The organism is Hydrogenophaga taeniospiralis CCUG 15921 (assembly GCF_001592305.1).
Taxonomy (GTDB): domain Bacteria; phylum Pseudomonadota; class Gammaproteobacteria; order Burkholderiales; family Burkholderiaceae_C; genus Hydrogenophaga; species Hydrogenophaga taeniospiralis.
Map to the genome: position 1 here is coordinate 52,945 of NZ_BCWR01000021.1, position 23,380 is coordinate 76,324.

Sequence of the window (23,380 nt, forward strand, 5' to 3'; positions counted from 1 at the left end):
TGTTTTTCGCCGGTCACGGGGTCAGTTCAGTTTGGAGATGGCAACGTGGCGCAACAGCTCGGCCACGGAGGCGTCCATCACATCGGTGAAGGGCTTGGGGTACACGCCCATGAACAGCACGGCAATGCCCAGCGACGCCATCACGAGGAATTCGCGGGGGTTGATGTCGATCAGCGCCTTGACGTGGCCATTGCCCGGCGCACCCAGATACACCCGCTTGAACATCCACAGCGAATAGGCTGCGCCGAAGATCAGGGCCGTGGCCGCCGCGGCACCGATCCAGAAATTGGCCTTGACGGCGGCCAGGATCACCATCCACTCACCGACGAAACCGGCGGTGCCCGGCAGGCCGCAGTTGGCCATGACGAAGAGCAGCGCGAACGCGGTGAAATTGGGCATGGTGTTGACGACACCACCGTAGGAGGCGATTTCCCGCGAATGCACGCGGTCGTACAACACGCCGATGGCCAGGAACATCGCGGCCGACACGAAGCCGTGCGCGATCATCTGCACGATCGCTCCCGACACGCCGAGGTCGCTGAACACGAAGAAGCCCAGGGTGACAAAACCCATGTGCGCCACCGACGAATAGGCCACCAGCTTTTTCATGTCCTGCTGAACCATGGCCACCAGCCCCACATAGACCACGGCCACCAGGGACAGAGCGATCATGAGCCAGGCCCATTCGTGGGAGGCATCGGGCAGGATGGGCAGAGAGAAGCGCAGGAAGCCGTAGGCGCCAAGCTTGAGCATGATGGCCGCCAGCACGGCCGATCCACCGGTGGGAGCTTCCACGTGCACGTCGGGCAGCCAGGTGTGCACCGGCCACATCGGCACCTTCACCGCGAACGCAAAGAAGAACGCAAAGAACAGCAGGGTCTGGGCGGTGCCACCCAGGGGCAGCTTGTACCAGTCGGTCAGCGCAAAGCTGCCGCCGGCCTGCGTGTACAGGTAGATCAGCGCCACCAGCATGAGCAACGAGCCCAGCAGGGTGTAGAGAAAGAACTTGAAGGCGGCGTAGATCTTGTTCGGGCCGCCCCAGATACCGATGATGAGGTACATCGGGATCAGCGTGGCCTCGAAGAACACGTAGAACAGCATCGCGTCCTGCGCGGCGAACACGCCGATCATCAGGCCCGACAGGATCATGAAGGCGCCCATGTACTGGTTGACGCGGCTGGTGATCGACTCCCAGCTGGCCACCACCACCACCACGTTGATGAACGCGGTCAGCAGCACCAGCCAGAGCGAGATGCCGTCCACGCCCAGGTGGTAGTTGACATGGAAGCGTTCGATCCAGGGACTGATCTCCACGAACTGCATCGCGGCCGTGCCCAGTTCAAAACCGCTGTACAGCGGCACCGTCACCGCCAGACTCAGCACTGCACCCACCAGGGCGATCCAGCGCACCACGTGCGCCTGATCGTCGCGGCCCAGGGCCAGCAGCACGACACCAAAGGCAATTGGCGTCCAGATCGCAAGGCTCAGCAAACCCATCTTGTTCTTCCTCTTAGTGGGCGAGCCACACGAAATACGTCATGAACAGCAACACGCCCACGATCATCATCAGTGCGTAGTGGTACAGGTAACCGGTCTGTGCCTGACGCACCACCGAGGACACCACGCCCACCAGCTTCCAGCTGGCGTTGACCACGCCCGCCTCGATCACGCCACGATCGCCGCCCTTCCACAATCCGATGCCCAGGCCCCGTGCGCCACGGGCGAGCACGTTTTCGTTGAACCAGTCCATGTAGTACTTGTTCTCCAGCAGGGTCACGATGGGCCTGAAGGTGCGCGCAATGCCTGCCGGCAAGGCCGGGTTGACCATGTACATGTACCAGGCCACCACGGCACCGCCCAGCGCCAGGTAGAACGGTGCGGTGGAGAAGGCGTGCAGCGCCATCGACAGCGGGCCGTGGAACTCTTCGGCGAACTTCTCCATCGCCGGATGCAGTTCGAGGTTGATGTGGATCGCGTCCTTGAGGAACTCGCCAAACAGCATCGGCTGGATCGTCATGAAGCCGATCACCACCGACGGAATCGCCAGCAGCAGCAGCGGCACGGTCACCACCCAGGACGTTTCGTGCGGCTTGTGATCGCCATGTCCGTGGCCGTGATCGTCGTGGTGGTCGTCATGGCCATGGTGCGCGTCAGGATTCTGGTCATAGCGCTCCTTGCCGTGGAACACCAGGAAGTAGAGGCGGAACGAATAGAACGAGGTCACGAACACACCCGCCAGCACAGCAAAGTACGCGAAACCCGAGGCCGGCAGGTTGCTGAAGTGCACCGCCTCGATGATGCTGTCCTTGGAGTAAAAACCGGCGAACAGCGGTGTGCCGATCAGCGCCAGCGTGCCCAGCAGCGAGGTGATCCAAGTGATGGGCATGTACTTGCGCACGCCGCCCATCCAGCGGATGTCCTGGTTGTGGTGCATGCCGATGATCACGGAACCGGCGGCGAGGAACAGCAAGGCCTTGAAGAAGGCATGTGTCATCAGGTGGAAAACCGCCACGCTGTAGGCCGAGGCACCGAGCGCCACCGTCATGTAGCCAAGCTGGGACAGTGTGGAATAGGCCACCACGCGTTTGATGTCGTTCTGGATGATGCCGAGGAAACCCATGAACAGGGCCGTGATGGCGCCGATCACCATGATGAAGTTGAGCGCAGTGTCGGACAGCTCGAACAGCGGCGACATACGAGCGACCATGAAGATGCCGGCCGTCACCATGGTGGCGGCGTGGATCAGCGCGGAGATCGGGGTCGGGCCTTCCATCGAGTCCGGCAGCCACACGTGCAGCGGGAACTGCGCCGACTTGCCCATCGCGCCGATGAACAGGCAGATGCAGATCACGGTGATCAGCAGCCAGTCGGTGCCGGGGAAGCCCATCTGGCCCAGTTCGGGTGCCTTGGCGAACACCTCGGTGTAGCTCAGCGTGCCGGCGTAGGCCACGATCAGGCCGATGCCGAGGATGAAGCCGAAGTCGCCCACGCGGTTGACCAGGAAGGCCTTCATGTTGGCGAAGATCGCCGTGGGCTTGTTGAACCAGAACCCGATCAGCAAGTAGGACACCAGGCCCACCGCTTCCCAGCCGAAGAACAGCTGCAGCAGGTTGTTGCTCATCACGAGCATGAGCATGGAGAAAGTGAACAGCGAGATGTAGGCAAAGAAGCGGTTGTAGCCAGCATCCTCTTCCATGTAGCCGATGGTGTAGATGTGTACCATCAGCGAGACGAAGGTGACCACACACATCATCATCGCGGTCAGGCCATCGACCATGAAGCCGATTTCCATCTTCAGGCCACCGATCACCATCCATTCGTAGATGGTCTGATTGAAGCGGGCGCCGTCCACGGCCACGCTCTTGAGCGTCATGGCCGAGAGGATGAAGGCGATCAACACGCCCAGGATCGTGAGCGTGTGCGAGGTGCGCCGACCAATGACGTTGCCACCAAACGTGGTTCCGAGGATGCCGGCCAGCACCGCACCCGCCAGCGGGGCCAACGGAACAGCCAGAAGTGTGCTTGCAGAAAGGGTTGTGCTCATGGTGTGAAAGGCCTTAAACCGACCGCCGGGCCGCCCCAAGGGCGGCTTGCGCCCCCTCGGAGGGCTGTGAATACATGAAATGACGAGCGTGAGGGCACATGGTCATCAACCCTGGAGGGTGTTGAGTTCTTCGACGCTGATGGACGCCTTGTTGCGGAACAGCAGCACCAGGATGGCCAGACCGATCGCCGACTCGGCCGCGGCCACCGTCAGGATGAAGAAAACGAAGACCTGGCCATGCATGTCACCCAGGAAATGGGAGAACGCCACGAAATTCATGTTCACGGCCAGCAGCATCAGCTCGATGGCCATGAGCAGCACGATGAGGTTCTTGCGGTTCAGGAAAATGCCGATCACCGACAGGGCGAACAGGATCGCGCCCACGGACAGGAAGTGACCCAGTGTGATGCTCATGCCTTGCTCTCCTCAACGACGGCCGCGTCGACCAGGGGCGCGGATTGGGTGGCGGCCATGGGCAGCACCACCAGACGGTCGCTGGCGCGCACGTGCACCTGCAGCCCGGGGTTGATGGCCTTGCTGTCCTTGCGCTGGCGCAGCGTGAGCGCGATCGCAGCGACCATCGCCACCAGCAGGATCACCGCCGCCACCTGGATCGGGTACAGGTACTCGCTGTACAACAGGCGGCCGAGTTCTCCGGTGTTCGAATAGCTCGCAGGCATCGGTGCAGAAGACGCCATGACGATGGACGGGAAACCGGCCCACAGCACGGCAATGATCTCGGCCGCCACCAGGGCGCCCAGCGCCGCGGCGAGCGGGAAGTGTTGCCAGAAGCTCCAGCGACCGCCTTCGAGCTTGATGTCGAGCATCATCACCACGAACAGGAACAGCACCATCACGGCACCAAGGTACACCAGCACCAGCGTCAGGCCCAGGAACTCGGCCTTGAGCAGCAGCCACAGGGCCGACGCCTGGGAAAACGACAGCATCAGATAGAGCACCGCGTGCACGGGGTTGCGCGCGGTGATCACGCGGAAGGCCGCAAACAGCAGCACCGCCGCGAACAGGTAGAAAAAGCCGGTCTGGTAGTCCATGGAATGGTTCTTCGGTCGAGGGTCAGCCCAGGGTCAGCGGTAGGGAGCATCGGCCGCCTTGGCGGCAGCGATCTCGGTTTCGTAGCGGTCACCCACGGCCAGCAGCATCTCTTTGGTGAAGTACAGGTCGCCGCGCTTTTCACCGTGGTATTCGAGGATGTGGGTCTCCACAATCGCGTCCACCGGGCAAGCCTCTTCGCAGAAACCGCAGAAGATGCACTTGGTCAGGTCGATGTCATAGCGGGTGGTGCGGCGCGTGCCGTCCGACGCGCGTTCGCCGGCCTCGATGGTGATGGCCAGGGCCGGGCACACCGCCTCGCACAGCTTGCAGGCGATGCAGCGCTCTTCGCCGTTCTCGTACCGGCGCTGCGCATGCAGGCCGCGAAAACGCGGCGACAGCGGGGTCTTTTCTTCCGGGAACTGCACCGTCACCTTGCGGCGCAACGCGTAGCGCCCGGTCAGGGCCAGGCCCTTGAAAAGCTCGACTAACAGGAAACTCTTGAAGAAATCGCGCAGGGAAAACGGCGCGACAACGGCCGGGGTGGCGGAGGTGGTAGACATGGTGGTTCGCCCAGCTTATTTCCAGATGTTCCACGGCGTCTGCATCAGACCGCCCACGAGGAGCAACCAGATCAGTGTCACGGGAATGAAAATCTTCCAGCCCAGACGCATGATCTGGTCGTAGCGGAAGCGCGGGAAGGTGGCCCGGATCCAGATGAACATGGACACGACCAGGAAGGTCTTGAGGCCGAGCCAGATCCAGCCGGGGATCCAGTTGAAGAGCGCGCTGTCGATGGGTGGCAGCCAGCCGCCCAGGAACATCAGCACGCCCAGGATGGACACCAGCCACATGCTGGCGTATTCGGCCAGGAAGAAGATGGCGAAACCCATGCCCGAGTACTCGACCATATGGCCTGCCACGATCTCGGCTTCGCCTTCGACCACGTCGAAGGGGTGGCGGTTGGTTTCGGCCACGCCCGAGATCAGGTACACGAAGAAGATCGGCAGCAGGGGCAGCCAGTTCCAGGACAGGAAGTTCAGCCCCATGCCGGCGGCCATGCCGCGGCTCTGCGACGCCACGATCTCGCCCAGGTGCAAACTGCCGGCGGTCATGATCACCACCAGGAAACAGAAGCCGATCGCGATCTCATAGCTCACCATCTGGGCCGAGGCGCGCAGCGCCCCCAGGAAGGCGTATTTGGAGTTCGATGCCCAGCCGGCGATGATCACGCCATAGACCTCGATCGAGGTGATGGCCAGAATCACCAGCAGGCCGGCGTTCACGTTGGCCAGCACCGCCTCGGGCCCGAAGGGCACCGCCACCCACGCGGCCAGCGCCGGCATGATGGCCATGATCGGCCCCAGACGGAACAGCCCGCTGGCGGCGGCACTGGGGCTGATGATTTCCTTGGTCAGCAACTTGATCGCATCGGCGATCGGCTGCAGCAGACCAAACGGTCCGACCCGGTTGGGGCCCAGACGCACCTGCATGAAACCCAGCAGCTTGCGCTCCCACAGCGTGAGGTAAGCCACCGCGCCCATCAGGGGCGCCAGCACCACCACAATCTTGATCAGGATCCAGAGCACCGGCCAGGCCGCGGTGGTCCACCACGGGGCGGCGATCAGACCCATGCCGCCGTTGTACATCGCGTCGATCATGCACTTGCTCCTTCGACCACGGTGCGACCGGTCCGTGCATCGCTCGTGAGTTGCAGCGAGGTGGCGCGACGCACCAGCGAATCGAGCTGGTAGATCGAGGCCACGCAGGGCTGGGACTGGACAGGGCCCAGGTCGGCAGCGGCCGGGCCGACGCCAGCGTCGGCGTTCGACAGGCGGGCAGCGGCCACCACGTCACCCGAAGCCACACCCGGCAGCACCGAAGCCAGCACCGCCTGCGAGGAGTCGGCATCGAACCCCGACAGGCCCAGCAGATTGCCCAACACGCGCAACACCTTCCAGGCCGGGCGCGTGTCGCCCAGCGGGCGCACCACGGCGTGGAAACTCTGCAGACGGCCTTCGGCATTGACGAAGGAGCCCGAGGTTTCGGTGAACGGAGCGATGGGCAGGAGCACGTCGCTCACGTCCATGTTGGCCTTGAAGGGGCTGAGTGTGACGACCATGCCGCCGCACGAGCGCAGGCCCTGGGCGCCGACCGCGCTGTCGAAAGCCGGCTCGGTGTTGAGCAACAGCGTGGCCTTGAGGGCACCACCCAGCATCTGGCCCGCATGCAGACCACCCTGCCCCGGCACCGCTCGCACCAGTTGGGCACCCACGGTGTTCGCGGCTTCGATGAGGTAGCCGACCTTCGCGCCGGTTTGCTGGGCGATCCAGTTGGCCAGCGAGAGCAGGCTGGACGCCTTCTCATGGTGAGCCGCAGCGTTGCCCAGCAGGATGGCTTTCTGTTCACCATCCAACAAGGACCTGGCCACGGCGCGGGTCGTGTCGTTGATCTCACCCGCGATGGGTGTCTGCACGCCGGTTTCAGCGGCCACGGCCGCAGCGATGCCGGCGAGTGCCGCCACCCAGAGATTGCTGTCGACGGTCACGGCGTTCGCGATCGGCATCGCCCAGTCTTGCATCTGGTCGCTGACCACATTCACCTGAGCCCCCTTGCGGACGGCTTGGCGAATGCGCTGCGCGAACAGCGGATGGTCTTTGCGCAGGGAGGACCCCACGACCAGCACGCGCTGGAGGGAAGACAGCGCGGCAATGGGCATGCCCAGCCAGCGTGCCGACCCAGCGGCGGCGGCGTTGCCGAAGTCCGCCTGGCGCAAGCGGCTGTCGATGTTTTCACTGCCCAGGCCGCGCACCAGGGCACCGGCCAGCGCGAGCTCTTCGAGCGTGCTGTGCGGGCTGGCGAGCAGACCGATGGCGCCAGCACCGTGTTCGGTCTTGAGCTCCTTGAGGCCGTTGGCCACGTATTCGAGCGCGGTCTGCCAGTCCACCGTCTTCCACTCGCCGCCCTGCTTGAGCATGGGCGCGGTCAGACGGTCTTCGCTGTTGACGGCTTCGTAGGAGAAACGGTCACGGTCGGCGATCCAGCACTCGTTGATGGCGTCGTTCTCGAACGGCACGACGCGCATCACCTTGTGGTTCTTCACCTGGACGATCAGGTTGGCCCCGGTGCCGTCGTGTGGGCTCACACTCTTGCGGCGCGAGAGTTCCCAGGTGCGGGCGCTATAGCGGAAAGGCTTGCTGGTGAGCGCACCCACGGGGCAGAGGTCGATCATGTTGCCCGACAGCTCGGAGTCCACCGTGTTGCCAACGAAGGCCTCAATCTCGGCGTGTTCGCCACGGTGCGACATGCCCAGCTCCATCACACCGGCGATCTCCTGGCCGAAGCGCACGCAGCGGGTGCAGTGGATACAACGGCTCATTTCCTCCATGGAAATCAGCGGCCCCACGTCTTTGTGGAACACCACGCGTTTTTCTTCTTCGTAGCGCGAACCGGAGCCGCCATAGCCCACGGCCAGATCCTGCAACTGGCACTCGCCGCCCTGGTCGCAGATCGGGCAGTCCAGCGGATGGTTGATGAGCAGGAACTCCATCACCGACTGCTGGGCCTTGATGGCCTTGTCGCTCTTGGTGCGAACGATCATGCCCTGCGTGACCGGTGTGGCACAGGCCGGCATGGGCTTGGGCGCCTTCTCCACGTCCACCAGACACATGCGGCAGTTGGCTGCGATGGAGAGCTTCTTGTGGTAGCAGAAATGCGGAATGTAAGTGCCCGCCTTCTCGGCGGCATGCATGACCATGCTGCCCGGTGGCACTGCGACCTTCTGGCCGTCGAGTTCGATTTCAACCATGGTGTGTCCCGCTATCAGACCGCGGCCGGGGCCGGCTGTGAAGCAGCGGCATCGGCTTTGATCATGGCCTCGAACTCGGGCCGGAAATGTTTGATCATGGCGCGCACCGGCATGGCTGCCGCGTCGCCCAGGGCGCAGATGGTGCGGCCCATGATGTTCTCGGCCACGTTGTCCAGCAGCGCCATGTCGGCCGGGCGACCGTCGCCTCGGTGGATGCGGTCCACCAGGCGCCAGAGCCAGCCCGTGCCTTCGCGGCAGGGCGTGCACTGTCCACAGCTCTCGTGCATGTAGAAGTAGGACAGGCGCTTGAGCGACTCGACCATGCATCGCGAGTCGTCCATCACGATCACCGCTCCCGAGCCGAGCATGGAGCCGGCCTTGGCAATGGAGTCGTAGTCCATGGTGCATTCCATGATGATGGATGCGGGCAGCACGGGCGACGACGAGCCACCGGGGATCACGGCCTTGAGCTGACGACCGGTGCGCACACCGCCGGCGAGCTCCAGCAGCTTGGCAAACGGCGTGCCCATGGGGACTTCGTAGTTGCCCGGGCGCTCCACATCGCCGCTGACCGAATAGATCTTGGTGCCGCCGTTGTTGGGCTTGCCGCACTCAAGATAGGCCTGGCCGCCGTTGCGGATGATCCAGGGCACGGCCGCGAAGGTCTCTGTGTTGTTGATGGTGGTGGGCTTGCCGTACAGGCCGAAGCTGGCCGGGAACGGCGGTTTGAAGCGCGGTTGACCCTTCTTGCCTTCCAGCGATTCGAGCAGCGCGGTCTCTTCACCGCAGATGTAGGCGCCGAACCCGTGAAACGCGTGCAACTGGAAACTGAAGTTGCTGCCCAGAATCTTGTCACCCAGGAAGCCCGCGGCACGCGCTTCTTCCAGAGCGGCTTCGAAGCGGTCGTAGACCTCGAAGATCTCGCCGTGGATGTAGTTGTAGCCCACGCTGATGCCCATGGCATACGCCGCGATGGCCATGCCCTCGATGACGATGTGCGGGTTGAACATCAGGATGTCGCGGTCCTTGCAGGTCCCCGGCTCGCCTTCATCCGAATTGCACACGAGGTACTTCTGACCCGGAAACTGGCGCGGCATGAAGCTCCACTTCAGGCCGGTCGGGAAACCTGCGCCACCGCGCCCGCGCAGTGCGGACTCTTTCACGGTGGCGATCACCTGATCCTGCGAGAGGCCTTCGGAACCATCCTGGCCCAGCACCTTGCGCAAGGCCTGGTAACCGCCGCGCGCCACGTAGTCCTGCAGCGACCAGTTGCTGCCGTTGAGTCCGGCATAGATCTGGGGATTGATGTGACGGTCGTGGAAACAGGTCTGCACGCCGGTGGCGCGAAACTGCAAAATCACCTGTTCTGCGTTCATGCCTTGGCCTCCGCGGCCTTCAGACCGTCGATCAGCTGGTCGAGTTTGTCGTTGCTCATGAAGCTGCACATGTGGCGGTCGTTGACCAGCATCACCGGCGAGTCGGCGCAAGCGCCCAGGCACTCGCTCTGCTGCAGGGTGAACAGGCCATCGGCCGTGGTTTCGCCCATGGCGATGCCCAGCTTGTGCTCCAGGTGGGCCAGCGCCTTGTTGCCGTCGCGCAGCTGGCACGGCAGGTTGGTGCAGACGTTGAGCTTGTACTTGCCCACTGGCCGCTGGTTGTACATGTTGTAGAAGGTCGTGACCTCGTGCACCGCCATGGGTGCCATGTCGAGGTAGGCGGCAATGGCCTTCTCAGCGGCCAAGCTCACATGGCCTTGCTCCTGCTGCACGATGGCCAGACAGGCCATGACGGCCGACTGCTTCTGGTCCGCGGGGTACTTGGCCACCTCGCGCGCAAAGCGCTGCAGCGTGGCATCGGCGAGCGTCGCGGCGCTCACGGCTTGGGTCTCAGAGATCATCGGTCAATCTCTCCAAAAACGATGTCCATGGTGCCGATGATGGCGACCGCGTCGGCCAGCATGTGACCTTTGGCCATCTCGTCCATAGTGGACAGGTGGGCAAAACCGGGGGCGCGGATCTTCAGTCGGTACGGCTTGTTGGCGCCGTCGCTCACGAGGTAGATACCGAACTCCCCCTTGGGATGTTCGACGGCCGCGTAGGCTTCGCCTTCGGGCACGTGGAAACCTTCGGTGAACAGCTTGAAGTGATGGATCAGCTCTTCCATGCTCGACTTCATCGCTTCGCGAGAAGGCGGCGCCACCTTGTGGTTGTCGGTGATGACCGGGCCCGGGTTCACCCGCAGCCAGTCCACGCACTGCTTGATGATGCGGTTGGACTGCTTCATCTCTTCCATGCGGACGAGGTAACGGTCGTAGGTGTCACCGGTCTTGCCGACGGGGATGTCGAAGTCCATGCGGTCGTACACGTCGTACGGCTGCTTCTTGCGCAGGTCCCAGGCGATGCCGGAACCGCGCAGCATGGGGCCGGTCATGCCGAGGTTGAGCGCACGCTCGGGCGTGACCACACCGATGCCGACGGTGCGCTGTTTCCAGATGCGGTTGTCGGTGAGCAGCGTGTGGTATTCGGCCAGGTAGGTGGGGAAACGCTGGGTGAAGTCATCGATGAAGTCCAGCAACGAACCCTGGCGGTTGGTGTTCATTTCCGCCATGGCCTTGGCGTTGCGGATCTTGCTGTGCTTGTATTGCGGCATCGTGTCCGGCAGGTCGCGGTAGACACCGCCCGGACGGAAGTAGGCCGCATGCATGCGCGCACCCGACACGGCTTCGTACATGTCGAACAGGTCTTCGCGCTCGCGGAATGCGTAGATCAGGATGGTCGAGCTGCCGCAGTCGTTGCCGTGTGAACCCAGCCACATCAGGTGGTTGAGCAGGCGGGTGATCTCGCTGAACATCACGCGGATGTACTGCGCACGGATCGGCACCTCGATGCCCAGCAACTTTTCGATGGCCAGACAGTAGGCGTGCTCGTTGCACATCATCGAGACGTAGTCCAACCGGTCCATGTAGGGCAGCGACTGGATGAAGGTCTTGTGCTCGGCCAGCTTTTCGGTGGCGCGGTGCAGCAGGCCGATGTGCGGGTCGGCGCGCTGCACGACCTCACCATCGAGCTCCAGCACCAGGCGCAACACGCCGTGCGCGGCCGGGTGCTGCGGACCGAAGTTCAGGGTGTAGTTCTTGATTTCAGCCATGGTCAGTGCAGTCCGCCGTAGTTGTCTTCACGGATCACGCGTGGCGTGATTTCACGAGGCTCGATGGTCACCGGCTCGTAGACCACCCGCAGGCGCTCGGCGTCGTAGCGCATCTCGACGTGGCCCGACAACGGGAAGTCCTTGCGGAAGGGGTGGCCGATGAATCCGTAGTCGGTCAGGATGCGGCGCAGGTCGTTGTGTCCCTCGAACACGATGCCATAGAGATCGAAGGCCTCGCGCTCGTACCAGTTGGCCGACGCCCAAAGCTCCGACACAGAAGCCACGACAGGGAAATCGTCCTCGGGGCAGAACACGCGAACGCGCACCCGATGATTGAGACTGACGGACAGCAGGTGCACCACCACAGCGAAGCGCGACCCCTCCCAGCGACCGTCGCCGTAGGTGGAGTAGTCCATGCCACACAGATCGATCAGTTGTTCGAACCGTGTTTGCGGCGCGTCACGCAACGTCTGCATCACCGCCAGGTAGTCGGCGGCGGCCACCACCAGGGTCACCTCACCGCGCTCGATGTCGATCGACTGCGCCCGCTCGCCCAGCAAAGCGGAGAGAGAAGCCTGAATGGCTTCAGGGCTTGTTGTGTAGGGCGTGGCTGTCTCGCTCATGAACCGTCTTTCTGGACTTGAACCCGTGGACCGCAACCGCTCAGGCACGCGCGATGGTGTTTGTGCGGCGGATCTTCTGCTGCAACTGGATGATTCCGTACAGCAGCGCCTCGGCCGTGGGCGGACAGCCCGGCACGTAGACATCAACCGGCACGATCCGGTCGCAACCGCGCACCACCGAGTAGCTGTAGTGGTAATAGCCGCCACCATTGGCGCACGACCCCATGGAGAGCACCCAGCGCGGCTCGGCCATCTGGTCGTAGACCTTGCGCAACGCCGGCGCCATCTTGTTGCACAAGGTGCCGGCCACGATCATCAGGTCGGACTGGCGCGGACTGGCGCGAAACACCTCGGCACCGAAACGCCCCAGGTCGTAACGCGCCGTGGCCGCATGCATCATCTCCACCGCGCAGCAAGCCAGACCGAAAGTCATGGGCCACAGCGATCCGGTCTTGGCCCAGTTCACCACCGAGTCATAGCTCGTGGTGACAAAACCTTCCTTGAAAACGCCTTCAATCATGAGCTGCTCCGGTGATCCCGCACGTGTTGCTGTTCATCATTCCCAATCCAGCGCACCTTTTTTCCACTCATAGGCAAAGCCCACGGTCAGAATGGCCAGGAAAACCACCCCCGCCAGAAAGCCGGTGACGCCAATGTCGGAAAAGGCCACGGCCCAGGGGATGAGAAACGCGATCTCGAGATCGAACAGAATGAAGAGAATGGCCACCAGGTAGTAGCGCACATCGAACTTCATGCGAGCATCTTCGAAAGCCTCGAAGCCGCATTCGTAAGGGGAGTTCTTTTCCGCGTCCGGGCGGTTGGGGCCGAGGATGTAGCCCAGGACCTGGGGAATGATCCCGATAGCGATACCCACCAAAATGAACAAGAGCACGGGAAGGTATTGTTCGAGACTCATCTTGGGTAAGTTCCGCTGACATGGCTCACGGGCCATGTTGTCCAAAGATTGGTGCCGACGGCGAGACTCGAACTCGCACAGCTTTCGCCACTACCCCCTCAAGATAGCGTGTCTACCAATTTCACCACGTCGGCTGGGTCTGCATTGTCTGGCTCACGAGGGTCGGTGTGAGCCTTGCTGACAACCCATAGAGTTTACCCTGAATCCACCTTGATTTTCAGGGCACACCATGGTTTTTCAAACCATATCGGTAGAGTGGAGCAACAGGAAAGTGCCCTTTACCACCGATCGATTTCACAAAAATTACTTGCCTGGAATCTGCGCGGCGCCCGTGCCTGCGGGCTGCGTTTCCGCGGCGGCCGGAGCGGCCGGTTGGCCAGAGGTGGAGTCGGGGATCTGGGCCGCTGCCGGCTGCTGTGCGGGTGCTGCCGCACCCTCCAACACGCTGCCCGAACTCGGTGCTTCACGCAGGTTGCCGAAGTAGGCCAGGCCCAGCGTGCAGGAGAGGAAGATGCCGGCCAGCACAGCCGTGCTGCGGGACAGGAAGTTCGCGCCCCCCGAAGCACCGAACAGGCTCGCGGAGCCCGCGCCGCCGCCAAAGGCGGCGCCCGCATCGGCACCCTTGCCGTGCTGCATCAGGATCAGGCCGATCATGCCGAGCGCGGAAAGAATCTGCACCGCGAGGAGGATGGTCAACAAAACATTCATTTTTTTCTCCGGAATGGTGGGAAACGTGTCCGGGGCTCAACGCGCCGCGGCCACGATCTGCAAAAAGTCTGCGGCCTTGAGCGACGCACCGCCGATCAAACCGCCATCGATGTCGGGCTGCGCCAGCAGGCTGGCCGCGTTGGCGGCATTCATGCTGCCGCCGTAGAGGATGTGCACACGCTCGGGGTGTTGCGTGGCCGCCGACAGCTGCGCACGCAGCACGGCATGCACTTGCTGGGCCATGTCGGGGGTGGCGGTCTTGCCAGTGCCGATGGCCCACACGGGCTCATAGGCCACCACGATCTCGCTGGTGCAATGGGCCACCGCGTGGATCACCGCGGCGAGCTGGCGCTTGACCACGGCCTCGGTCTGACCCGCTTCACGTTCGTCCAGGGTTTCACCCACACACACGATGGGCGTGACGCCGGCCGCCAGCGCGCGCTGGGCCTTCGCCGCCACCAGGGCATCGGTCTCACCGTGGTACTGACGGCGCTCGGAGTGACCGACGATGGCGTAGCGGCAACCGAAGTCCTTGAGCATGGCCACACTCACCTCGCCGGTGTATGCGCCTTGCTCGTGGGCCGAAACGTCCTGCGCCCCCCAGGCCACAGGGCTGCCTTGCAGCAAGGACTGCAGCTGTGCCAGATAGGGCGCAGGGACGCACAGGGCCATGTCGGCCGCGGGCGCCGAGCCCTGCAGGCCGTCGAGCATGGCCTTGACCAAGGCTTCGTTGGCGGCCAGCGAGCCGTTCATTTTCCAGTTGCCTGCGATCAGTTTTTTCATGGGATTCACTCCAGCTTGACGACGCACACCGGTCACGCCCAGGTCAGGACGAGCTTGCCGATGTGGCGGTTGGATTCCATCAGTTCGTGGGCGGCCGCTGCGTCAGCGGCATCGAACACCCGGTAGATCACGGGCTTGATGCGGCCGCTGGCCAGCAACGGCCAGACGTGTTCGCGCAAGGCACTCGCGATCGCCGCCTTGAAGGCCACCGGGCGCGGACGCAGGGTCGAGCCCGTGATGGTCAGACGGCGCCGCAGCACCGTGCCAGCGTTGATCTCGGCCTTGACGCCGCCCTGCACCGCGATGAAGACCAGCCGACCATCCTCGGCCAGGCAGTCCAGCTCACGCGCCACGTAGCTGCCGGCCACCATGTCGAGCACCACGTTGACGCCGCGTCCTTCGGTGAAGTCGGCCACGGCGCGCACGAAGTCCTGCGTCTTGTAATTGATGGCGTGGTCGGCCCCCAGCGCCAGGCAGGCCGCGCACTTGTCGTCGCTGCCCGCGGTGGCGATCACGCGCGCACCCAGAGCCTTGGCCATCTGGATGGCGGTCACGCCGATGCCGCTGGTGCCACCCTGGATCAACAGGGTTTCACCGGCCTGCAGACGGGCGCGATCAAACACATTGCTCCAGACGGTGAAGAAGGTCTCGGGCAAGGAGGCCGCGGCCACATCGTCCAGCCCCTCAGGGACCGGCAGGCACTGCGCCACCGGCGCCACGCAGTACTGGGCATAACCCCCACCCGCCACCAGCGCACAGACCCGGTCGCCGACCTGGAATCCGGCCGCCGCCATGGCCGCCTCGTCGCCCGATTCGATCACGCCCGCCACTTCGAGGCCGGGAATGTCGGACGCGCCTGGCGGCACGGGGTAGTTGCCAGTGCGTTGCAGCACGTCGGGCCGGTTGACCCCCGATGCAGCGACGCGGATGAGCAGCTCGCCCGCGCCCGCTACGGGCATGGGACGATCGCTCAGGCGCAGCACCTCGGGAGCGCCAAAGGCGCTGATTTCAACGGCTTTCATGACCAGACGTGCGCGCGACTCACTGTTGCTGCTGCTGTTGCTGCTGGGCCTGCTCGCCGCTGTTGCGGTCGATCAGCGCCTTCATGGACAGCTTGACGCGGCCCTTTTCGTCGGTCTCCAGCACCTTGACCTTGACGATCTGACCTTCGGTCAGGTAGTCGGTCACTTTTTCCACACGCTCGTGAGCGATCTGGCTGATGTGCAGCAGGCCGTCCTTGCCGGGCAGCAGGTTGATCAGGGCGCCGAAGTCCAGGATCTTGGTGACCGGGCCTTCGTAGATCTTGCCGATTTCGACTTCGGCGGTGATCTGCTCAATGCGGCGCTTGGCTTCGTCGGCCTTGGCGCTGTCGGTCGAAGCGATGGTGATGGTGCCGTCTTCGTCGATGTTGATCTGGGTGCCGGTCTCTTCGGTCAGCGCGCGGATCACGGCGCCGCCCTTGCCGATCACGTCACGGATCTTCTCGGGGTTGATCTTCATGGTGAAGAGCTTGGGCGCGAAGTTCGAGACTTCGGTCTTGGCTTCGCCCATGGCTTCCTGCATCTTGCCCAGGATGTGCATGCGGGCTTCCTTGGCCTGGGCCAGTGCGACCTGCATGATTTCCTTGGTGATGCCCTGGATCTTGATGTCCATCTGCAGCGCCGAGATGCCGTTGGTGGTGCCGGCGACCTTGAAGTCCATGTCGCCCAGATGATCTTCGTCACCCAGGATGTCGGTCAGCACCGCGAAGCGGTTGCCTTCCTTGATCAGGCCCATGGCGATACCGGCCACATGCGCCTTCATGGGCACGCCAGCGTCCATCAGCGCCAGGCAGCCGCCGCAGACCGAAGCCATCGACGAGGAGCCGTTGGACTCGGTGATTTCCGAGACCACGCGCATGGTGTAGGGGAAGTCTTCCTTGCTCGGCAGGGCGGCGATCAGCGCGCGCTTGGCCAGGCGACCGTGGCCGATTTCGCGGCGCTTGGGGGTGCCGAAACGGCCGGCTTCACCGGTGGCAAAGGGAGGCATGTTGTAGTGCAGCATGAAGCGGTCTTCGAACTCGCCAGCCAGCGCGTCGATGCGCTGGGCGTCGCGGTCGGTACCGAGCGTGGCCACCACCAGTGCCTGGGTTTCACCGCGGGTGAACAGGGCAGAGCCATGGGTGCGGGGCAGCACGCCGTTGCGGATTTCGATGGCGCGCACGGTGCGCGTGTCGCGGCCGTCGATGCGGGGCTCGCCGGCCAGGATCTGGCCACGCACGATCTTGGCTTCGATCTCGAACAGCAGGGCTTCGATGGCCACGCTGTCAAAGGCCACGCCCTCTTCTTTCAGGGAGGCCATCACGTCGGCGTAGGCGGCGCGGCAGGCCTGGGTGCGGGCCTGCTTGTTGCGAATCTGGTAGGCGGCTTCGAGCTTGGCTTTGGCCAGGGCGTCGATCTTGGCGATCAGCGCCTCGTCCTTGGCCGGCGGCTGCCAGTCCCAGGCCGGTTTGCCGGCGTCGCGCACCAGCTCGTTGATCGCGGCAATGGCGATGTTGCCCTGCTCGTGACCGAACACCACGGCACCGAGCATGATTTCTTCGCTCAGTTGCTGGGCTTCGGATTCCACCATCAGCACGGCGGCCTGCGTGCCGGCGACCACGAGGTCGAGCTGGCTGTCCTTCAACTGGGTCTGGCCCGGGTTGAGCACGTACTCGCCGTTGACGTAGCCCACGCGAGCGGCACCGATGGGGCCATTGAACGGGATGCCGCTGACGGCCAGCGCGGCGCTGGTGGCGATCATGGCGGCGATGTCGGCCTGCACTTCGGGGTTCAGGCTGACCACGTGCACGATGACCTGGACTTCGTTGTAGAAGCCTTCGGGGAACAGCGGACGGATCGGGCGGTCGATCAGGCGGCAGGTCAGCGTTTCCAGTTCGCTGGGGCGGCCTTCGCGCTTGAAGAAGCTGCCGGGGATCTTGCCGGCGGCGTACGATTTTTCGGTGTAGTCAACCGTCAGGGGGAAGAAGTCCTGCCCGGCCTTGGCTTCGGTCTTGGCGACCACGGTGGCGAGCACCACGGTGTCATCGATGTTGACCAGCACGGCGCCGGTGGCCTGGCGGGCGATTTCGCCGGTTTCCATGGTGACCGTGTGCGGGCCCCACTGGAAGGTCTTGGTGACTTTGTTGAAAAGGCTCATGGGGTTTCTCCTTTGAGTGACCACCCGTTGAAAGTCGGGATGGAAAACCGTGCAGATTCACTGCACACAACCCGGAAAAACAACCCAGAACACGATGCCATTCCAGAGGATCTGGTCGCCTGCCTCACGACAACCAGTCCCTTTGGAATGACACAGCTTCGCTCTGTTGCGGCTTTTCCGGAATCAAAAAACGGCGTGCACAAACAAAAATCGCCCGAGCCAGCGAACCAACTCAGGCGTTTTGCGTGTCATGCCGGGTCCAAAATTACTTGCGCAGACCCAGTTTCGCGATCAGGGCGACGTAACGGTCGGCGTCCTTGGACTTCAGGTAGTCGAGCAGCTTGCGACGGCGGCTCACCATGCGCAGCAGGCCACGGCGACCGTGGTGGTCTTTGGCATGGGTCTTGAAGTGGGGGGTCAGCTCGTTGATGCGGGCGGTCAGGATGGCGACCTGCACTTCGGGGCTGCCGGTGTCGTTGGCGGCGCGGGCGTTGTCGGCAACAACGGCTGCCTTGATGGATTTTTCGATCATGTCGGATTCCTGGGGGTTACATGCGTCCCGCCGCAGCCTGCCGGCCTCTGAACGGGGTTCAGATCCGACCGCCGCAACGGGCGTGAATCGCCATCCAGAAGATGGCAACCGCGAATTATAGCGCACGGTCCCTTCTTGGACAGGGGCACGCTGCCACGGCTTTGTGGCGGCGGAACCACCGTCCCGTAACCGTCATCGGGTGGCCGCGCTCAGGCGCGGGCAAGCCACCTCGCCAGGCGCTGCACGCCCTCTTCCAGCCGCTGCGGGTCCCGGCTGGCGAAACACCAGCGCAACCAGCCGGCCGCCTCGGGGCCGAAAGCGCTGCCGGGCGCCAGGCCCAGGCCGGCTTCACGCACCAGGCGCTTGGCGGTGTCCAGGCAGTCGTCCTGCCCCGCCAGGTGGAAAAAGGCGTACATGCCGCCCCGGGGTTCGGCCAGCGTGACACCGGGCACGGCCTGCAGCAGCGGCACCAGGGTGTCGCGGCAGCGCCGCAGGTGCGCCACCAGCGCGGGTGTGACGTCCTGACCGCGCTCCATGGCCACCACGGCCGCGCGCTGGGTGAAGACCGGGGCGCACGAGGTGTTGAACTCGATCAGCTTGCCCACGGCGTGGGTCAGCGGTTTGGGCAGTACCAACCAGCCCAGGCGCCAGCCGGTCATGAGGAAGCTTTTGGAAAAACTGTGGGCCACGATCAGGCGGTCTTCCGGCACGGCCACGTCCAGAAAACTGGGCGCCGCGCCATGACTCGAATCGCCCGCGAAATACAGGCGCTCGTACACCTCATCGGCCAGGATCCAGGTGCCGGTGCGGCGGCAGTGCGCCAGGATGGCCGCCTGCTCGTCGCGGGTGAGCGTCCAACCGGTGGGGTTGTTGGGCGCGTTGACGATCAGCAACCGCGTGGCCGGGGTGATGGCCGCAATCAGGGCGTCCATGTCCAGCGTCCAGGCACCGGCGTGCGCGCCCTGCGCCACCACCTTGAGCGGCACGGTCTTCACCGTGGCGCCCATGATCTGCGGCTGCGCCACCAGGTTGGGCCAGGCCGGCGTGACCACCACCACCTCGTCGCCCGCCTCCACCAGCGCCTGCGAAGCCAGCATCAGGCCGTTGACGCCGCCGGACGTGACGGCGATGCGGTCGAACCATTGGTCGGTGCTCTGCTGGGGATGCAGGCCGTGGGTGTAGCCGGCAATGGCGTGGCGCAGTTCGGGCAGACCCAGGTTGTGGGCGTAGAAGGTTTCACCCGCCTGCAGCGAGGCGATGGCGGCCTCGCGAATGAAGGCCGGCGTGACCTCGTCGCTCTCGCCAAACCAGAACTTGAGCACACCCTCGCGCCCCAGGCCTTCGTTGGCCACCTCGCGAATGCGCGACTCTTCAAGACTCTCCACCACGGCTCGCATCGGGTATTTCCTTCTTCGTATCGGCTGTTCGCGCGAAAGCGCTTAGACCAGAACACCGCGGAACCGGCTTTGCTGGGCCGCAGGTGTTGCCCCCTGGGGGGTCGCGCGAAGCGCGGCGGGGGGGAATATCTACCGGGTCATGTTACAGCCGTGGGGCTGCTCGGCCTGCGCAGGCGTCAGGTGGCGCACCACGCGGAAGCCGTAGCCAGAACCTTCGACGTCGAACTTGACGCCGGGGGCGCCCTGGCGGTCCATCACCGCCACCGCCAGCGGCTGCTGGAACTGGTGGTCGGCGGCGCGCATGTGGGCGCTCTGGCCGGCAAGCTTGACCTTGGCCTTTTCCAGCTGCGCCGCCACGGCGGCCGCGTTGACCGAGCCCGCGCGTTCGATGGCCTGCGCCAGCGACTCGACCATGAGCTGCATGCGCATGTGCACGTAGTCATCGGCCGGGTTGGGGAAGCGCTGGCGGAACGACTGGTAGAACGCCTCGGACTCTTTCGTCGGCACGTTGGGGAACCAGTCGGCCACCGCCACCACCTTGCCGATGCCGGCGTCGCCGATGGCCGCGGGCGCGCCCAGGGCGTTGCCGTAGAAGGTGTAGAACGAGCCATCGAAACCGGCCTCGCGGGCCGCCTTGACCAGCAGCGTCAGGTCGTTGCCCCAGTTGCCGGTCAGCACGGCCTGCGCGCCACTGGCCTTGATCTTGGCCGCGTAGGGCGCGAAGTCCTTCACGCGCGCCATCGGGTGCAGCTCGTCGCCCACGATCTTCACGTCCGGGCGCTTGGCGGCCAGCTGGCTGCGGGCTTCGCGCAGCACCGCCTGGCCGAAGCTGTAATCCTGGCCGATCAGGTAGACGCTCTTGAGTTCGCGGTCGTCGCGCAGCACGCTCATGAGCGCGCTCATGCGCATGTCGGCGTGGGCGTCGAAGCGGAAGTGCCAGTAGCTGCACTTCTGGTTGGTCAGCACCGGGTCCACCGCCGAATAGTTCAGGAACAGCACCTGCTTCGTGGTGTCGCGCTCGTTGTGCTTGTTGATGGCGTCGATCAGGCCGGCGGCCGCGGCCGAGGAATTGCCCTGGGTCACGATGGTGATGTCGCGGTCGATGGCCGAACGCAGGGCCGACAGCGCCTCTTCGGTCTGGCCCTTGCTGTCGAAACGCTCGATGACGAGCGGGCGGTTGCCGCCGGGCAGCTTCACGCCGCCGCGGGCGTTGACGCGCTCGGTGGCCCACACCAGGTTGCGGTACACCGCTTCACCGGTGTTGGCGAACGGGCCCGAGAGGCCTTCGATCATGCCGATGCGCACGGGAGCGGCGGTGGCAGCGGGCGCGGCCGGGCTCTGGGCCCAGGCGCTGGTGGCGCCGGCGGCGCCCAGCAGCAGGGCCGCCAGGGCGCGGCGGCGCGGGAAGTTCGGTCGGTTCATGGGAATGCACTCCGTGGTTCAAGACCCGCCGGCTGGGCGCCGGCGATGGCACGCCTGTCACCAAGGCGACAGGCGTGCGCAGTCTAATTCATAATTACAGAACCTACCCCACCCGGGTATTTCAGAGGGCCGTGATGGCGAGTTCCGACAGTGGCCAGCGGGGCCGGACGTCGAAGCGGTAGGCTACCGCGCCGCCGCTCGGCGCCAGCAGCCCGGCCTGCACGCGCAGGCCCGCGGCCAGCGCGATCATGGCGCCGTTGTCGGTGCACAGGTGCAGCTCCGGGTAGTGCACGCGCACGTTCTGGCGCTGGCAGGCGGCGTTGAGCTGCTCGCGCAGCAGCGCGTTGGCGCCCACCCCACCGGCGACCACCAGGCGGCGCAGGCCGGTGGACGCGATCGCCGAGAGCGACTTCTTCACCAGCACGTCCACGATGGCGGCCTGCACGCTGGCGGCCACGTCGGCCTTCTGCGCCACGTTAAGCGCCTGCGCCAGCTGCGGCGTGGCCGGGCCTTCGGGCCGCGCATGGGCAAGCCGCTTCACCTGGGTCAGCACCGCCGTTTTCAGGCCTGCGAACGAAAAGTCCAGGTCCCCGCTGTGCAGCAGGGGGCGCGGGAACTTGTAGGCCATCGGGTTGCCCTCCAGAGCCAGCCGGGCCAGCGCGGGCCCGCCCGGGTAGCCCAGCCCCAGCAGCTTGGCCGATTTGTCAAAGGCCTCGCCCGCGGCGTCGTCAATGGTTTCGCCCAGCAGTTCGTAGCGGCCCACGCCGTCCACCCGCATCAGCTGGGTGTGCCCGCCGGACACCAACAGGGCCACGAACGGGAACCGGGGTGGATCGGCGCTGAGAAAAGGCGACAACAGATGACCTTCGAGGTGGTGCACACCCATCACCGGCTTGCCCAGCGCCATGCCCATGGCACACGCCACACCGGAGCCCACCAGCAGGGCGCCGGCCAGGCCCGGCCCGCGCGTGTAGGCCACCGCGTCCACCGCCGACAGCGACAGACCGGTCTGCGCCAGCACCTCGTCGGTCAGCGGCAGCACGCGGCGGATGTGGTCGCGGCTGGCGAGTTCGGGCACCACGCCGCCATAGGCCTGGTGCATCTCGATCTGGCTGTGCAGCGCGTGGCCGAGCAGGCGCGGCGTGTCGTGGCCACTGGCGTCCACCAGGGCCACGCCGGTTTCGTCGCAGGACGATTCGATTCCCAAAATCAGCATGGCGGAAGTGTACGGGGCGGGCCCTGAAGCGGGCCGCTCAGAGGCGCGGTAACAGGCTGGCCAGCAGCACCAGCGCGATCACCACCGCCAGCCAGCCCAGCACCGCCCGCCGCCACAGCGCGGGCGCGTGGCGCAGCTCCATGTAGTCGAGCGCGATCAGCGCGCCCTTGAGCACGGCCAGCGCCAGCACCGCCAGCGTGGCGGCCTGCCCGAGATGGCCCTGCGTCAGGGCGGCGCCCTCCCCCAGCCACCAGCTCAGGCCGGTGGCCAGCACGAGCACGAGGGCCATGAGGTCGACGCGGCTGGGTTTCATCCTGAATGCCCTCAACGGATCACGTACACCAGCGGAAACAGCACCATCCACAGCAGATCCACCATGTGCCAGAACACCGCGCCCGAGGCCGGCGCCACGTGGTTGGCCGGGCCGTACACGCCCGAGCGCGCGTTCCACCACAGCACCATGAAGATCACGGCGCCCACCACCACGTGCAGGAAATGAAAGCCGGTCAGCAGGGTGTACAGCACGGTGAAGCTGTCCGTGGCCCAGTCGAAACCGGCGCCCAGCTTGCCGGCGAACTCGTGGCCCTTGACGACCAGAAAGCCCAGCGCGCCGCCCAGCGCCACCAGCAGCCAGCGCGCGCCGGCCACACGGTGGTCGCGCTGGAACGCGGCCACGGCCCGCACCGCGGCCCAGCTCGCCGCCACCAGCAAGACCGTGTTGAGCGCCCCGGTGGACAGGTCCAACTCCGCCTGGCCCTGCGCGAACACCACCGGCTCGCGCCAGCGCGCCATGGCGAACGAGACGAACAGCAGCCCAAAGGCCAGCAGCTCGGCCAACACCAGCAGCCAGACCATGCCGTCGCCAGCCAGGCGGGGTTCATCCAAGCTCAGGGATGGTGCAGCCGACCTTGTCTGCGGACACATCTCCGAAGAGCGTGCCTCGTCCTCACGCCCCAGGGATGGCGCAGCCGACCTGATCAGCAGAGGCATTTCCGAAGCGCGTGCCCCGCCCAGGGCAGCCGTGGAACCGGCTTCGCCGGGCCACAGGCTGCGTCCC

Annotated in this window: 23 protein-coding genes and 1 tRNA gene; all 24 read right to left on the reverse strand. The window is 64.8% G+C overall.

The window, feature by feature from the left end:
* Positions 1 to 21: 21 nt before the first annotated feature.
* The 24 genes from HTA01S_RS22160 to HTA01S_RS22275 all read right to left on the reverse strand — a co-directional run bounded on the left by HTA01S_RS22160 (position 22) and on the right by HTA01S_RS22275 (position 23,208).
* Positions 22 to 1,497, reverse strand: a complete 1,476-nt coding sequence (locus HTA01S_RS22160; RefSeq protein ID WP_068175362.1) for an NADH-quinone oxidoreductase subunit M — start codon at positions 1,495 to 1,497, stop codon at positions 22 to 24.
* 13 nt (positions 1,498 to 1,510) lie between these two features.
* On the reverse strand, positions 1,511 to 3,544 hold the full coding sequence (gene nuoL, locus HTA01S_RS22165) for an NADH-quinone oxidoreductase subunit L (protein ID WP_068175363.1): 2,034 nt from the start codon (positions 3,542 to 3,544) through the stop codon (positions 1,511 to 1,513).
* A gap of 105 nt (positions 3,545 to 3,649) precedes the next feature.
* Positions 3,650 to 3,958, reverse strand: coding sequence for an NADH-quinone oxidoreductase subunit NuoK (gene nuoK, locus HTA01S_RS22170; protein WP_068175372.1), 309 nt, complete (start codon positions 3,956 to 3,958; stop codon positions 3,650 to 3,652).
* Complete coding sequence (locus HTA01S_RS22175) at positions 3,955 to 4,596, reverse strand: NADH-quinone oxidoreductase subunit J (protein WP_068175374.1); 642 nt, start codon at positions 4,594 to 4,596, stop codon at positions 3,955 to 3,957. Before HTA01S_RS22175 ends, nuoK begins: the two co-directional genes overlap by 4 nt.
* Positions 4,597 to 4,629: 33 nt before the next feature.
* Positions 4,630 to 5,157 (reverse strand): NADH-quinone oxidoreductase subunit NuoI, encoded by a 528-nt coding sequence (gene nuoI / locus HTA01S_RS22180; RefSeq protein WP_068175376.1) that lies wholly within the window; start codon positions 5,155 to 5,157, stop codon positions 4,630 to 4,632.
* Positions 5,158 to 5,172: 15 nt separating this feature from the next.
* A complete protein-coding gene (nuoH, locus tag HTA01S_RS22185; RefSeq protein WP_068175378.1) occupies positions 5,173 to 6,255 on the reverse strand; it encodes an NADH-quinone oxidoreductase subunit NuoH in 1,083 nt (360 codons plus the stop codon).
* Positions 6,252 to 8,402: an NADH-quinone oxidoreductase subunit NuoG gene (gene nuoG / locus HTA01S_RS22190; RefSeq protein ID WP_068175380.1), complete on the reverse strand. Its 2,151-nt coding sequence runs from the start codon at positions 8,400 to 8,402 to the stop codon at positions 6,252 to 6,254. The genes nuoH and nuoG overlap by 4 nt, the downstream gene beginning before the upstream one ends.
* A 14-nt stretch (positions 8,403 to 8,416) precedes the next feature.
* The gene (gene nuoF / locus HTA01S_RS22195) at positions 8,417 to 9,778 is read right to left on the reverse strand and encodes an NADH-quinone oxidoreductase subunit NuoF (protein ID WP_068175383.1); all 1,362 of its coding nucleotides are present in this window, start codon (positions 9,776 to 9,778) and stop codon (positions 8,417 to 8,419) included.
* Entirely contained in the window at positions 9,775 to 10,299 is a 525-nt protein-coding gene (gene nuoE / locus HTA01S_RS22200; RefSeq protein ID WP_068175385.1) for an NADH-quinone oxidoreductase subunit NuoE, read from the reverse strand. Before nuoE ends, nuoF begins: the two co-directional genes overlap by 4 nt.
* Positions 10,296 to 11,549, reverse strand: a complete 1,254-nt coding sequence (locus tag HTA01S_RS22205; protein WP_068175387.1) for an NADH-quinone oxidoreductase subunit D — start codon at positions 11,547 to 11,549, stop codon at positions 10,296 to 10,298. The genes nuoE and HTA01S_RS22205 overlap by 4 nt, the downstream gene beginning before the upstream one ends.
* A gap of 2 nt (positions 11,550 to 11,551) precedes the next feature.
* Positions 11,552 to 12,172: an NADH-quinone oxidoreductase subunit C gene (locus HTA01S_RS22210; protein ID WP_068175389.1), complete on the reverse strand. Its 621-nt coding sequence runs from the start codon at positions 12,170 to 12,172 to the stop codon at positions 11,552 to 11,554.
* Positions 12,173 to 12,212: 40 nt separating this feature from the next.
* Entirely contained in the window at positions 12,213 to 12,692 is a 480-nt protein-coding gene (locus HTA01S_RS22215) for a NuoB/complex I 20 kDa subunit family protein (RefSeq protein ID WP_068175390.1), read from the reverse strand.
* Positions 12,693 to 12,728: 36 nt separating this feature from the next.
* Positions 12,729 to 13,088, reverse strand: a complete 360-nt coding sequence (locus HTA01S_RS22220; protein WP_068175391.1) for an NADH-quinone oxidoreductase subunit A — start codon at positions 13,086 to 13,088, stop codon at positions 12,729 to 12,731.
* A 49-nt stretch (positions 13,089 to 13,137) separates the two neighbouring features.
* Positions 13,138 to 13,222, reverse strand: a tRNA-Leu gene (locus HTA01S_RS22225).
* A gap of 169 nt (positions 13,223 to 13,391) precedes the next feature.
* Complete coding sequence (secG, locus tag HTA01S_RS22230; RefSeq protein ID WP_068175393.1) at positions 13,392 to 13,796, reverse strand: preprotein translocase subunit SecG; 405 nt, start codon at positions 13,794 to 13,796, stop codon at positions 13,392 to 13,394.
* A 36-nt stretch (positions 13,797 to 13,832) separates the two neighbouring features.
* A complete protein-coding gene (tpiA, locus tag HTA01S_RS22235; protein WP_068175398.1) occupies positions 13,833 to 14,579 on the reverse strand; it encodes a triose-phosphate isomerase in 747 nt (248 codons plus the stop codon).
* A 32-nt stretch (positions 14,580 to 14,611) separates the two neighbouring features.
* Complete coding sequence (locus tag HTA01S_RS22240) at positions 14,612 to 15,601, reverse strand: NAD(P)H-quinone oxidoreductase (protein ID WP_068175399.1); 990 nt, start codon at positions 15,599 to 15,601, stop codon at positions 14,612 to 14,614.
* A gap of 19 nt (positions 15,602 to 15,620) precedes the next feature.
* The gene (gene pnp / locus HTA01S_RS22245) at positions 15,621 to 17,756 is read right to left on the reverse strand and encodes a polyribonucleotide nucleotidyltransferase (protein WP_068175400.1); all 2,136 of its coding nucleotides are present in this window, start codon (positions 17,754 to 17,756) and stop codon (positions 15,621 to 15,623) included.
* A 265-nt stretch (positions 17,757 to 18,021) separates the two neighbouring features.
* Complete coding sequence (rpsO, locus tag HTA01S_RS22250; RefSeq protein WP_068175401.1) at positions 18,022 to 18,288, reverse strand: 30S ribosomal protein S15; 267 nt, start codon at positions 18,286 to 18,288, stop codon at positions 18,022 to 18,024.
* Between the two features lie 209 nt (positions 18,289 to 18,497).
* On the reverse strand, positions 18,498 to 19,685 hold the full coding sequence (locus tag HTA01S_RS22255; protein ID WP_068175402.1) for a pyridoxal phosphate-dependent aminotransferase: 1,188 nt from the start codon (positions 19,683 to 19,685) through the stop codon (positions 18,498 to 18,500).
* Between the two features lie 129 nt (positions 19,686 to 19,814).
* Positions 19,815 to 21,107, reverse strand: coding sequence for a branched-chain amino acid ABC transporter substrate-binding protein (locus HTA01S_RS22260; protein ID WP_068175404.1), 1,293 nt, complete (start codon positions 21,105 to 21,107; stop codon positions 19,815 to 19,817).
* A 121-nt stretch (positions 21,108 to 21,228) separates the two neighbouring features.
* On the reverse strand, positions 21,229 to 22,323 hold the full coding sequence (gene tsaD / locus HTA01S_RS22265; protein WP_068175405.1) for a tRNA (adenosine(37)-N6)-threonylcarbamoyltransferase complex transferase subunit TsaD: 1,095 nt from the start codon (positions 22,321 to 22,323) through the stop codon (positions 21,229 to 21,231).
* 37 nt (positions 22,324 to 22,360) lie between these two features.
* The gene (locus HTA01S_RS22270) at positions 22,361 to 22,636 is read right to left on the reverse strand and encodes a cytochrome C oxidase subunit IV family protein (RefSeq protein WP_068175408.1); all 276 of its coding nucleotides are present in this window, start codon (positions 22,634 to 22,636) and stop codon (positions 22,361 to 22,363) included.
* Positions 22,637 to 22,647: 11 nt separating this feature from the next.
* On the reverse strand, positions 22,648 to 23,208 hold the full coding sequence (locus tag HTA01S_RS22275; protein ID WP_245638174.1) for a cytochrome c oxidase subunit 3: 561 nt from the start codon (positions 23,206 to 23,208) through the stop codon (positions 22,648 to 22,650).
* Positions 23,209 to 23,380: the final 172 nt, after the last annotated feature.

What these genes read in the sequence shown, in the direction of transcription:
- HTA01S_RS22160 (WP_068175362.1), bottom strand. Translation starts at nt 1,497, where the DNA reads ATGGGTTTGCTGAGCCTTGCGATCTGGACGCCAATTGCCTTTGGTGTC.
- nuoL (WP_068175363.1), bottom strand. Translation starts at nt 3,544, where the DNA reads ATGAGCACAACCCTTTCTGCAAGCACACTTCTGGCTGTTCCGTTGGCC.
- nuoK (WP_068175372.1), bottom strand. Translation starts at nt 3,958, where the DNA reads ATGAGCATCACACTGGGTCACTTCCTGTCCGTGGGCGCGATCCTGTTC.
- HTA01S_RS22175 (WP_068175374.1), bottom strand. Translation starts at nt 4,596, where the DNA reads ATGGACTACCAGACCGGCTTTTTCTACCTGTTCGCGGCGGTGCTGCTG.
- nuoI (WP_068175376.1), bottom strand. Translation starts at nt 5,157, where the DNA reads ATGTCTACCACCTCCGCCACCCCGGCCGTTGTCGCGCCGTTTTCCCTG.
- nuoH (WP_068175378.1), bottom strand. Translation starts at nt 6,255, where the DNA reads ATGATCGACGCGATGTACAACGGCGGCATGGGTCTGATCGCCGCCCCG.
- nuoG (WP_068175380.1), bottom strand. Translation starts at nt 8,402, where the DNA reads ATGGTTGAAATCGAACTCGACGGCCAGAAGGTCGCAGTGCCACCGGGC.
- nuoF (WP_068175383.1), bottom strand. Translation starts at nt 9,778, where the DNA reads ATGAACGCAGAACAGGTGATTTTGCAGTTTCGCGCCACCGGCGTGCAG.
- nuoE (WP_068175385.1), bottom strand. Translation starts at nt 10,299, where the DNA reads ATGATCTCTGAGACCCAAGCCGTGAGCGCCGCGACGCTCGCCGATGCC.
- HTA01S_RS22205 (WP_068175387.1), bottom strand. Translation starts at nt 11,549, where the DNA reads ATGGCTGAAATCAAGAACTACACCCTGAACTTCGGTCCGCAGCACCCG.
- HTA01S_RS22210 (WP_068175389.1), bottom strand. Translation starts at nt 12,172, where the DNA reads ATGAGCGAGACAGCCACGCCCTACACAACAAGCCCTGAAGCCATTCAG.
- HTA01S_RS22215 (WP_068175390.1), bottom strand. Translation starts at nt 12,692, where the DNA reads ATGATTGAAGGCGTTTTCAAGGAAGGTTTTGTCACCACGAGCTATGAC.
- HTA01S_RS22220 (WP_068175391.1), bottom strand. Translation starts at nt 13,088, where the DNA reads ATGAGTCTCGAACAATACCTTCCCGTGCTCTTGTTCATTTTGGTGGGT.
- secG (WP_068175393.1), bottom strand. Translation starts at nt 13,796, where the DNA reads ATGAATGTTTTGTTGACCATCCTCCTCGCGGTGCAGATTCTTTCCGCG.
- tpiA (WP_068175398.1), bottom strand. Translation starts at nt 14,579, where the DNA reads ATGAAAAAACTGATCGCAGGCAACTGGAAAATGAACGGCTCGCTGGCC.
- HTA01S_RS22240 (WP_068175399.1), bottom strand. Translation starts at nt 15,601, where the DNA reads ATGAAAGCCGTTGAAATCAGCGCCTTTGGCGCTCCCGAGGTGCTGCGC.
- pnp (WP_068175400.1), bottom strand. Translation starts at nt 17,756, where the DNA reads ATGAGCCTTTTCAACAAAGTCACCAAGACCTTCCAGTGGGGCCCGCAC.
- rpsO (WP_068175401.1), bottom strand. Translation starts at nt 18,288, where the DNA reads ATGATCGAAAAATCCATCAAGGCAGCCGTTGTTGCCGACAACGCCCGC.
- HTA01S_RS22255 (WP_068175402.1), bottom strand. Translation starts at nt 19,685, where the DNA reads ATGCGAGCCGTGGTGGAGAGTCTTGAAGAGTCGCGCATTCGCGAGGTG.
- HTA01S_RS22260 (WP_068175404.1), bottom strand. Translation starts at nt 21,107, where the DNA reads ATGAACCGACCGAACTTCCCGCGCCGCCGCGCCCTGGCGGCCCTGCTG.
- tsaD (WP_068175405.1), bottom strand. Translation starts at nt 22,323, where the DNA reads ATGCTGATTTTGGGAATCGAATCGTCCTGCGACGAAACCGGCGTGGCC.
- HTA01S_RS22270 (WP_068175408.1), bottom strand. Translation starts at nt 22,636, where the DNA reads ATGAAACCCAGCCGCGTCGACCTCATGGCCCTCGTGCTCGTGCTGGCC.